1 protein-coding gene is annotated in these 12,165 nt (G+C 71.3%); it reads right to left on the reverse strand.

Annotated elements, in window-relative coordinates; genetic code table 11:
- Nucleotides 1–175: 175 nt before the first annotated feature.
- Nucleotides 176–12,070: a non-ribosomal peptide synthetase gene (locus NK1_RS18990; RefSeq protein WP_167354275.1), complete on the reverse strand. Its 11,895-nt coding sequence runs from the start codon at nt 12,068–12,070 to the stop codon at nt 176–178.
- Between the last annotated feature and the right edge of the window lie 95 nt (nt 12,071–12,165).

A 12,165-nucleotide genomic window follows, 5' to 3' on the forward strand; every position in this document is an offset into this window, starting at 1 on the left:
CTACGCCGGAAGTGTCGACGAATCAATGTTCACACCTTCGCTATCTGCTCGAATTCGGTTTCAGCTCTTCCGTGGGACGCCCGGCGAGGCGCCACCCGGACGGTCGAGACCTCGCCCGACCCTACGGCCTATCTAGTCGTCTGACCAGACCGGTCCGTTACGTATGCGCCGCCCATCATGCCGGAGACGGCCCCTCCCGGCGAGAACGGGCCCCGCGCGCCGGCAGTGGTACCGGACCGGCGGGCGCCGCCGATCCGTCGACCTCCGACACGTCGAGGCCGGCGAGGTCCGCCTGCGGCGTCTCGACGAACCGGGCGACGAGTGCGGCGAGCCGGCGCGAGAGGGCGCCGGCGGCGGATTCGTCGAAGACATCGCACGCGTATTTCACGGTGACGCGAAGCTGGTTGTCGCGCACCACGACAACGGTCAGCGGATAGTCGAGATCGTCCGCTACGGCGAATCCGGTGACCCCGACACCGTCGACGGTCAGCCGGTCGAGTACCTCGCGATCGACCGGGAACGATTCGAATACGACCAGGGAGTCGAACATTCCGGCCACACCGGCGGCATCCTCGATATCGCGCAAGCCCAGACAGCAGGATCCCGACAGCGCGGACTGTTCGGCCTGCAGGCGAGTCAGCAACTCGGTCACGGTGCCCGAGGACGCCGCGCGCAGCCGCACCGGAACCACGGTCCGGAACGAACCCACCATCGCCGCCGCTCCAGGCAGGGCCGTGGGCCGGCCGGAAACCACTGCGCCGAAGACGATGTCGTCGCGGCCGGTCTCCCGCGCGACGACCAGGCCCCAGGCCGCCCGCACCACGGTGTCCACCGATACGTTCAGCCGGACCGCGAGTCGGGTCAAGCGCTCGGTCTCCGCGGCCGACAGTTCGAAGCCGACGACGCCCGTCTCGTTCGAACGGGCGGGGCCCGCCTCGGCGGGGGCCAGCAGCGTCGGTTCGCTGACTCCGGCGAGTGCGTGCCGCCACCGCGCGCGTGCGGTGGTGAGATCCTGTGCGACCAGCCACCGCAGATACTCCGCGTGGGAAACGGATTTCGGCAGCTGCCGGGTCCGCGTACCCACCGCGTAGCGCGTCAGCAGATCCCGGACGAGCAGCGACGCCGACCAGCCGTCGATCAGCGCGCGATGGCCGGTGATCAGCAGGCGGTAGGCCGCGGCGGGCAGCCGCAGGAAGGTGAAGCGCAGCAGCGGCGCCCGATCCGGCTCGACATTCTCGGCGGCGTCGAGTTCGGCGACGCGCGTCGCTTCGGCCTGCGCCGCGTCGACGTCGAGATCGGTGAGATCGATACCGCGCCAGGCGACCTCGACTCGGGACGACACCACCTGGATCGGAGTGCCGGCGCGGTCGGCGGTGAAAGCGACGCGGAGGGCGTCGTGACGCTCGAGCACGGCTTGCGCCGCGGCGCGCAACCGGGATTCGTCCACGGCACCGTCGAGATCCACGGTCGCCCTGGTCAGCGCCGGGCCCGCCGGGGTGTCGGCGCGGGCGGCCAGCATATCCGCCTGTGCCGCGGGTACCGGCCAGACATCCGCCAGATTCGGGTAGATCTGCGACAGCTCGGAGATCTCGTTCTGCTCCATCCGCACCAGGGTGAAGTCCGACACCGTGAAACCGCCGGCGTCGGGCCGGGTTCCGTGTTCGGCCAGGCCGCCCAGGGCGCGAACCCATTGTCCGGCGAACTCTTTCACCTGATCGACGGTGAAAACCGACGCCGCGTAGTCGAATCGCGCGAGCAGGCCGTCGTCGGTCGCGTCGACGGTGATGTCGAGCAGCACATCGCCGGGCGGCGGTCCCGGATAGGGCCGCGCCGGACGCAGATCCCGATAGCGGAAGGCGGTGCGCCCTCGGGCCGCCGCGGCCAACTGCGGACCGGTCCGCGGGTTGAGATAACGCAGCAGCCCGTAGCCGACCCCGGAATCGGGTACGGCGCGGCGCAACTCCTTGATCCGGCCGATGGCCACGCCGGCGGCGGGGCCGCCGAGCAGAGCCTCGTCCACATCGATTCCCGCAAGGCTCACGAGCAACGGGTGGATGGCCGTGAAACCGCCTGCGGTAGTGGCGTATTCCGCTCCGCACGCCGCGCGAGCGTCGGCCGGCAGCTGCACCACGGCACCGATCAGGTCGCCGGCGGTGCCGCGGGGCGTGGGTTCCTGCGCCAGGGCGAACGCGGTGAGCAATACCTCCTCGACGGTGGCATGGTAGGCCCGCGCCACCGCGTCCACGGCGATCGCGCCCTCGGCGGTGATCACCAGCGAAACCCGGCCGCGCGCCGCGAGATCGAGCCCCTGAATCGGAGCGTCGGCCGGGGCGGGCCGGAGATGGTGGTGCCACCAGTCGAGTTGCTCGACGGTCTCGGCGGCGTTCGCCCGCTCGTGCAGGACGCGACCGAATCCGATCGGACCGGCGTCGACGGCCGCGGGCGCGGAATGGCCGCCCGCCCAGGCGTCCGACAACTCGTCGACCACGATGCGCCAGGTCGTATCGTCGACCACCAGGCAGTTCGCGACCACCACCACATTCGCCACCGCATCGCCGCCGTCGGGCGACGAGATCAGCCCGAAGGCGATGTTGTGCCCGCTCGCCGGATCCAGTTCCCGGCCCATCGCTCGAACCGCCAGATCGACGGCCTCGGAGCCCGGCGCGAACTGCCGCAACACCGCCGCCGGGGGCGTTTCCGGAATCACGAAGACTCCGGCCTCGTCGTCCAGCCGCGCTGACAGCATCGGATGCCGCTCGAGGACACCCGCCACCGCTTCCCGGATCCGCTCGGGATCGCAGTCGGACGGAAGGTCGACCACGATCGCCTGCTGCGGCAGCGCGGACGCTGCCAGCCCCAGCAGCCGAACCGCCATCGGCGGCAACGGCATCGGCCCACCGGTGGTGGCCGGCGCCTCGATGATCGCGACGCGGGCGAGCGATTCGATCGTGCGGGCGGTGAACACGTCGCGGGGCGTGAACCGCAGACCTCGGATACGAGCCCGCGCGGCGAGTCGAACGGCCAGCGCGATGTCACCGCCCAATGCGAAGAAGTCGTCGTTCGCGCCGACGTGCTCGATCCCCGCCACTTCGGCGAAGACCTCGGCGATCAACTGTTCGGCCGGGGTTTCCGGTGCTCGGCGGGCCGGCTCGATCACCGGGCCGCCGGCGGGCGGTTCGGTACGGCCCACGTATTCCAGCGTCGGCACACCGCGCTGCCGGCGGACCACGTAGCCGGTGCGGAACAGCCGCTGCCCGGGCGCCCCGCTGGGATCGGCGACGAACCGGGCCGCGGTGGCACCGGGGCGGTCGTGATATCCCCGCGCCAGCTGGATACCGCCGAGATACAGCTCACCGGCCACTCCCGACGGCACCGGCCGCAATCGTGCGTCGAGTAGCACCGCGCGCACGCCCCGGTTCGGCGCGGCGATCGCCGGCACCGCATCCGGCGCCGCCACCTCGCCCACCGCGAAGGCGACGGTGCTCTCGGCGGCGCCGAAGGCGATGTGCACGCGGGGATCCGGGCCCTCGGGGCCGTTCGGCCACCACGCCGGTGCATCGGTCCCGACCGGCTCGGCACCGGTGAGGATGATCTGCGCCGACTCCGGAAGGTCGGCGTCCAGTGCGGCGAGCGTCGGCACGTCGAGGACGGCATGCGTCACCTCGCGGTCGCGCATGACCCCGGCCAGTTCGGCGCCTCCCGCGATGTGCGGCGGCACGATCACCAGCGGCCCGGCCGCCCCGACGGCGAGCACCAGCTCGAGCAGCGCCGCCGCATGCGCGGGCGACGCGAAGGCCAGAACCCGAGCGGCCGGTCCCGGCTCGTAGCGCTCAGCGAGTTCGGCGCTCAGATTCCCCAGACCCGCGTGGGTGAGCACGACGGCGCCCAGCCGGTCGGCGGCATCGTCGGAATCGGGAGCGTAGAGCAGGCACGCGGCATTGTCCGGATGCAGCGCGACCGTGCGGTCGGCATCGGAAATCGGTGCGCCGGAACAGGAGTCGACCTCGTAGGCGAACCTCGGGTCGTCCAGCACGATCCAGCCGCCCGCGGTATCCGGTAGCTGCGCGCCCACGGCTCGCACCGTGACGCCGAGGTCCGCGCGACAGTCGGACACGATCCGGGCGATCCGGTCGGCGGGGTCACTCGGATCGATCGGCATGAGCACCGCACCCGATTTGACCACCGACCACAGCGCCACCACGGCTTCGAGCGAACGCCCGATGGCCACCGCGACCCGGACATCCGGGCCCGCCCCCAGTTCGATCAGCAGCCGGGCCAGTTTGGTCGAGGCCAGGTCGAGCTGGGCGTAGGTGAACGCGCGACCGCCCACGACCACCGCCGGACCGTCCGGATCGGCGGCGACCGCGGCCGCCATCAGGTCGGGCAGCGTCACGGGCGCGCGCACCGGCACGTCGATGTCCGCGACGAGAGCGCCGGTCCCGGATGCCGCGGGCATCTCCGGGCCGTCGAGCGCGATGTCGGCGTCGTGCGCCACCGTCGCCAGAATCCGGACCAGTTGCTCAGCGGCCTGCGCGACCGTCTCGCGGTCGAACAGATCGGTGGCATAGGTGAATTCACCGCGGATCCCGGCCGCGCCGCCGCCGGCCGTGCGATGTTCGCGCAGACTCAGTCGCAGATCGAACCGCTCGCCGGCGGTGACCGGTTCCGCCACCACGGAACTCAGATCGGGGACGTCGAAACCGCACGCCACCGGATCGCCGAACGAGAACGCCACCTGCGTCAGCGGATGCCACGCTTCGCCGCGCTGCGGAGCCAGCGCGTCCACGAGGCGTTCGAAGGGGACGCCGGCGTTGGCGACAGCCCGCAGATGGGTGTCGCGGACCTCGGTCAGCAACTGCGCGAAGGTGCGATTCGGCGTGACCCGGCTGCGCAGCACCAGGATGTCGGCGAACGGGCCGACCACATCGGCGAGCCCGGGTTCGCCACGGCCGGTGACCGGGGTGCCGATCGTGACGTCGTCGGTACCGGACATCCGGGCCAGCACCACCGCGAGCGCCGCGTGCACCACCGTGGACACGGTCGAGCTGTATGCCGGCGCCAGCGCGGTGAGGGCAGCGTGCACCCGCGGATCGATGGTGATGTCGACCGCGCCGACGTCGAAACTCCGCTGCGACGGGCGACCGGCGGGCCGGCGCGATTCGTCCGCGAGATCGGCGAGTTCCGTTGTCCAGTAACGCAATCGGCCGGAGACCGGGGAGTCCGGATCGTCCTCGGAACCCGATACCGCGAGCTGCCACTGCGCGTAGTCGGCGTAGCGGACGGGTAGCGGTGCCCATCCCGGCGCTCGGCCCGCGCGCCGGGATGTATACGCGGTCGCGAGGTCCCGGATCAGCAACCTCATCGAGAGATCGTCCACGGCGATCCGGTGGGCGGCGATCGCCAGCACGTAGTCGGTACCGGACAGCTGATGCAGACGCACTCGGAACGGAACGTCGACGGTGACGTCGACACCGCCGCCGAATTCGCCTGTCCCCCGCTCCGCGCCGGCCTGCACGACCTCGAGATCCGGCGTCGCCTCGGCCACAGGCAGTACCCGTTGGATCGGGGTGCCCGACCCGGCCTCGGCCTCGGGATAGACCGTGCGCAGTATGTCGTGTCGCGCCACCAGGTCCGCCAGCGCCTGCCGCAGCACCGCCACATCCAGCGCGCCCGACAGCCGGATCTCGCACGAGATGATGTAATCCGTTGCGGTGGTGTCGAACTGGTCGAGCAGCCAGAACCGATGCTGGGCGTAGGACAGCGGCAGCGGTTCCCGCCGCGGCGCCGCGCTCAGCGCCGGTCGCGTTCCGCGCTCCAGCCATGCCGCCAGTGCCCCCACCGTCGCGGCCTCGTACAGCGCCCTGACCGGCACGTCGAATCCCAGTGCGGCGCCGATGCGTTCGGCGGTGCGGACCGCCCGCACGGAGTTGCCGCCGCGCGCGAAGAAGTCGTCATCGATGCCGATCCGGTCGACGCCGAGCACCTCGGCGAAGGCACCGGCCACGACTCCCTGCACCGGGGTGACGGGCGCCCGGAAACCGGTGGACGCGGATTCCGGCTCCGGCAGCGCGTCTCGATCGAGCTTCCCGTTCGCGGTCAGCGGGAGCGAGTCGAGCACCACGAATGCGGCGGGGATCAGACGATCCGGCAACGCCGCGCGCAACGCCGATCTCACCTGCGCCAGATCGAGTTCCCGATCGGCGGAGACGAGATAGGCGACCAGTCGATCACCGGTGCGCGGATCGGATTTCGCCACCACCGCCGCCTGCGCGAGTTGCGGCAACCGCAGCAGCACGGCCTCGATCTCGCCCGGTTCGACGCGGAAACCCCGGACCACCGCCTGCTGATCGGTGCGGCCGCGATAGTCGAGATCGCCGGCCGCGGTCCACGCGACCAGATCGCCGGTGCGATACATCCGCCCACCGCCGCCGAACGGGTCGGCCACGAAGCGTTCCGCCGTCCGGGCCGGACCCGCGACGTAGCCTCGGGCGAGGTCCGCTCCCGCCAGATACAGCTCGCCGGAGACACCGACGGGAACTGGATGCAGACGTGAATCCAGCACGTAGATATGGCTGTTCCGATGCGCGGCGGCGGCCGCTTGGTCCACGTCGAGCCGATGGTCGACGATCGAGATCCCGCCCTCGGCGTAGGCGGACAGGTGGTGGATCTCCACCGGATGCGAGACGTCCGGACGTTGCGGCGGCGCGCCGGGCACATCGCCGAGGACGATCACGCGTCGGAGCGAACTCGGGCTCGCCGCCGCGTCGTCGCCGCGCGCCGCATCTTCGAGCGGTGACGCGGACGCGGTGTGCAGGGTGGTCACCCGCTCGCGCTCGATCAGCTCGGACAGCGAACCGCCGGTGGCGTCCGACGCGGCGAGTACCAGCCGGCCGGCCGCCGTGACCGCGGTCCAGAACTCCCAGGCCGCCGACTCGAAGGGCGAGGTGGTCGCCGGGAGCACCGCATCGTCGGAACCGAGCTCGAATCGTGTTCGGTACCGGACCAGTTGGTGCGCGGCGGCGCTGTGCGGGATGGTGAGGCCCCGGAGCCGGCCGTTCGGCCCCGGACCGACAAGCACGAAGGCCGGATGGTGCGGGAGAAGCGGCGCGAGCCGATCGTCGTCGCCGACCTGCCGCGGCGAGATGCCGGACAGGTCCAGTTCGTCGATGCGCACGACGTCTTCGCGGGCGACACCCCGGCCCGCCTCGGTGAACGCCGGCATGGATTGGGACCGGCCGCGCCAATCACGGGCCATCACAGCGGGTTCGGCGGGTGCACTGGGCCCGGACGGCACCGGCAGGTTCGTCGCGGACAGCACGACAACCGGCTCGGCGGCGGCGAGGAGACGGCCGATCCTTTCGACGGGCTGATCGGGATCCACCGGCACAGCGGCGCCACCGGCGACCGAGACCGCGAACATCGCGATCACCAGGTCCGCACCGCGCGGCATCACCAGCGCCACCCGGGTCTCCGGGCCCACGCCCAGCGAGATCAGATGTCGCGCAAGACGATTGACCCGAGCGTCGAGTTCCGCGTAACTCAGTCGCACCGGGACCGGATGGGGCTCTCCGACATCGGCCGAGTCGGCCACCAGCGCCGCCGCATCCGGCGGTGCGGCGGCGACAGCGGCAGCCAGCAGGGCCGGCAGCGTGGAGGCGTCCGGATCCGGTTCGCCGGGCACGCCGGGGTTCGGCAGGGTCCGCTCGTCGGGTGTGAGGATGTTCAGGTCACCGACCGGCGTCGTGGGATCGGCCACCACCTCCGCGAGCAGCAGGATCAGCCGCTCGGCGATCGTGGTCGCGGTCGCGGCCTCGAACAGGTCGGTCGCATATGTGAGAGCGCCGCCGATTCCCGCGGGGTTTCCGTCCTCGCCGTAGGTTTCGGCCACGCTCAGATGCAGATCGAGCGGCGTGGCGGCGGAATCGGCGTCGACCTCGGTCACGCTAAGACCGGGCAGATCCCATTCCGGCAGAGCCGATTCGGCCGCCCGGTCGCGCAACGACAGGCCCACCTGGAACAGCGGATGATGCGCCGTCGACCGCGGCGCGGCCAGCGCCTCGATCAGGACCTCGAACGGCAGTTCGGTATGCGCGTGGAGCTGCGCGTCGCCGTCGCGCCGGCGCGTCAGCAGCTCGGTGAACGGCTCCCGCGCATCGACGTGGGTGCGGACCACCACGGTATCGGTGAACCCGCCGATCAGGTCGTCGAGTTCGGTCTCCGTGCGGCGCTCGACAGGAGTGCCGACAGCGATGTCGGTGCTGTCCGACAGCCGGGCGAGCAGCACGGCGAAGGCCGCATGGACGACGGTGGCCAGTGGCGCGCGGTGGGCGCGTGCCACCTCGAGCAGACCGGCGTGCACCTGCGGCGCGATCCACACGTCGACGCGGGCGCCGGCTCGCGTCGCCAGCGGCGGACGGGGACGGTCCGCGGGCAACGCCAGAACCTCGGGCAGCCCGCGCAGTTCGCGCTGCCAGTACGACAGTTCGCGATGGGCAACCGACCCCGGCTGCGACACCGATCCGAGTACGCCCTCGCGCCAGAGCACATAATCCGCGTACTGCACCGGCAGCGGCGCCCACTCGGGCGCCGCACCGCGAGTACGGGCGGCGTAGGCGGCCAGCACATCGCGCACCAGCGGACGCATCGACGACATATCGGCGGCGATGTGGTGAACCACCACGATGAGGACGTACTCCCGCCGCGCTCCCGGGGCGAGATCGGCGATCTCGAGCAACCGCACCCGCAGCGGGATCTCGGTCGCGAGGTCGAACGGGGTTGCCGCCGTTGCCTTCACCGCTTCCGGCACATCGTGCGCGTCGAGCCGTTCGGAACGCAGCTCCACCCGGATGTCGGCGGGCAGCACCGTCGGCACCGGTCCGTCCGCCGTATCCGGATACACCGTGCGCAGGATCTCGTGCCGGACCAGAACGTCGTCGAATGCGGTACCGAGCGCCTCGGTGTCCAGGCTGCCGGTCAACCGCAGCGCGACGCTCAGGTGGTGGGCCTCGGCACGCGGGCGCGACTCCGACGTGGCGGCATCACCACGGTCGAAACGGTTGAGGAACCACATCCGCTGCTGCGCCGGAGCGAGCGGCAGCCGCTCGGGACGCTCGATCGAACCGAGGCGAGGCCGGCGGCGGGCATGGATCTCCGCGTCGAGAACGACCGCGAGCCCCGCGACGGTGGGGTTCTCGAACAGCCATCGCAGCGGCACCCGTTCGCCGAGCGCCGTGCCCAGCCGGGTCACCACCCTGAGGGCGAGCGCGGAATCGCCACCGATTGTGAAGAAGTCGTCGTCCGCGCCTACCCGCTCGCGGGCGAGTTCCGAGCCGAAGGCGTCCGCGACGACCTGCTCCGTGGGAGTGACGGCCGCACGGAACTCGGGCTCGGCACGCATCGGCTCGGACGGTGCCGTCCCGCCGATCCGGGTCGCGACCGGCCGCCGCCGGAATTCCATCCGATGATCCGTGCCGCCCAGCCGGACCAGGCGTGCGGGCCGCGTGTCCTCCGGGGCATCCCAGAGCGCCCGATCGCCGGTCCGGTACATGCGTTCACCGGAGCCGAACGGGTCGGCCACGAAACGTTCCGCGGTCGGACCGGGCCGGCGCAGGTACCCACGAGCCAGCCGCTCTCCGGCGACATACAGTTCGCCCTGTTCCCCCTCCGGCACGGGACGCAGGCGGTCGTCGAGTACGTAGGTGCGAACGTTCCACTGCGGCAACCCGATCGGCACGACCGGCCGATCCTCGCCGTCCGCCGGCCAGTAGGTGACCGAGATCGCGGCCTCGGGCGGCCCGTAGAGATGTTGCACGCGGGCATCGCAGACGGCGTGTACCGCATCGACGGTTTCCGGGCACAACTCCTCGCCGATGACGAAGACGTCCTGCAACGTGGGGCAGCTTCCCGCGGCGGTGTGCTCGGCGAATTCCGAGAGTGCCGACGGGGAGAAGTCGGTGACAGTAACCCCTTGGGCCGCGATCGTTTTGGCGAGAACGCGTGGATCACGCTCGCTGCCGCGCGCGGCGAGCACCAGCGTGGCGCCGGCGCGCAGAGGCAGCAGGCAGCCCCACAGTGCCACATCCGCGGTCACCGCCGTCCACTGGAGATAGACGTCCCGGCTGCCCAGCGGATAGGCCGCCGACATCCACTCGATCTGCTGGTCGAGCGCGGCGTGCGACAGCACGGCGCCCGTCGGCCGGCCGGCCGTGGCCGGGGCGAAGACGACGTAGGCCGGATGGTCGGGGAGCAACGGCGACAGCAGTTCCTGCGGCCTGATCGGGCTCGGATCGAACCCACCGAGATCCATCGTGTCCAACCGCAGCAGGGGGATGCGCGCGGGCACCGTGATGACGTCGGCGACGGTGGTCACCACGCAGACCGGCCGCGCGACATCGACGATATGTGCCGTGCGATCGGCCGGATCGTCGGGATCCAGCGGCACACAGACGCCACCGGCCGCGAGGATCGCGTACATGCCGACGAGCAGATCCGGAGACCGGCGAACGGCCAGGCCGACCGTGGTCTCCGGTCGCACCCCACGGGAAATGAGCAGGCGGGCAAGCTGGTTGACCTGAGCGTCCACTTGGGCGTAGGTGAGTTCGGCGCCCGCGCAGGAGACGGCAGTCGCATCGGGCACCTGCGCCACGGCCCGGCGGAAGCCGTCCAGCAGCAGCGCCGGTGCGACCGGGTGCCGATTGTCGTTGTATTCGTGGATGATCCGGGTCAGATCCTCCGGAGCGAGACCCTCGAGGTCACCGACCGGGCGGTCCGGGGCGTCGGTCACTTCCGTCAGCAACCGCAGCAATCGATCGGCCAGACGGGCCACCGTCGGCTCGTCGAACAGATCGGCCGCATACCCGAATCGCGCGGTCAGCTCCTGCCCCCAGCCGTCGGAGCGGACCGGCACCACGGTGAGTTGCAGATCGAACGGTGTTGCGGTGCAGTCGATCTCGACCGGCGCGAGCGACAGGCCCGGCAACGACAGCGGAATCCGATCGGGCTCACGCACCGCCAACAGCACCTGCACCAGCGGGTGGCGGTCACGCGAACGCCGCGGGCTCAGCCCTTCCAGCAGGAGTTCGAACGGCAGGACGGCGTGCTCGAACGCGTCCCGGTCGCGCCGCGCCACCGTCGCCAGCAGTTCGGTGAACGGCATCGCCGGGTCCACCGGCGTCCGCAGTGCGACCAGATTCTCCAGCGGTCCGATCAGCGCGGCGAGCGTACCTTCGCGGCGGCCGGAAACCGGAGTGCCCACCACGATGTCGCGCCGACCCGACAGCCGCGCGAGCAGGACGGCCAACGCCGCGTGCACCACGGTGAAGAGATCGACACCCGACGTCCGCGCCAGCTCCTCGATTCGCTCCCGGAGCCGGGTGTCGATGCGGAACGGATATTCCGCGCCGCGCCCGGAAGCCACCGGCGGGCGCGGGCGATCCACGGGCAGGGGCAGCGGATCGGATATTCCACCGAGCACCTCCCGCCAGTATTCGATCTCCCCGGCCGCGACCGAGGTGGGATCGCGTCGATCGCCGAGGAGTTGGGCATTCAGCAGGGTGTGGTCGGCGTAGTGCAGTGCCAGCGGCGGGCGCGACGGAACCGCGCGATTGCGCCGCGCGAGGAAGGCGATCAGCAGGTCGCGCAGGAGGACGGCCATCGACTCGTCGTCGGCGGCGATGCGATGCACGACGACCGCGAGCACGTGCTCCGCGTCGTTCAGTTCGGCCAGCGCGAACCGCACCGGCACCTCGGTCGCGACATCGAAGGCGGCGCCCACGGTGTCGGCCAGCCAGCCGGGGAGCTCCGCCTCGTCGATCGAGACCGCCTCCACCTCCCGCACGGCCTCCTCCGGCGACAGGACGACCTGGTGGGGTACGCCGTCGGTCTGTGGATAGACGGTCCGCAGGATTTCGTGCCGCTCGGTCACGTCGGCCAGAGCAGCCCGCATCGCGTCCACATCGAGACGGCCGGACAGCCGCAGCGCGGAGGCCACCGCGTCCACGGGTGCGGTCGTGTGACCGTCGCCGGCGTCGAACTGATTGTGAAACCAGATGCGCCACTGCTGCGGCGACAACGGAAGACGGTCCGGGCGCACCGGCGGCGCCGGTAGTGCCGACGACTCCGGGCGCGCAGGCGGGACCGGCAGAGCGGACGGCACCGGGCGCGCCG

It is taken from the genome of Nocardia kruczakiae NBRC 101016, from assembly GCF_001612965.1.
GTDB lineage: Bacteria > Actinomycetota > Actinomycetes > Mycobacteriales > Mycobacteriaceae > Nocardia > Nocardia kruczakiae.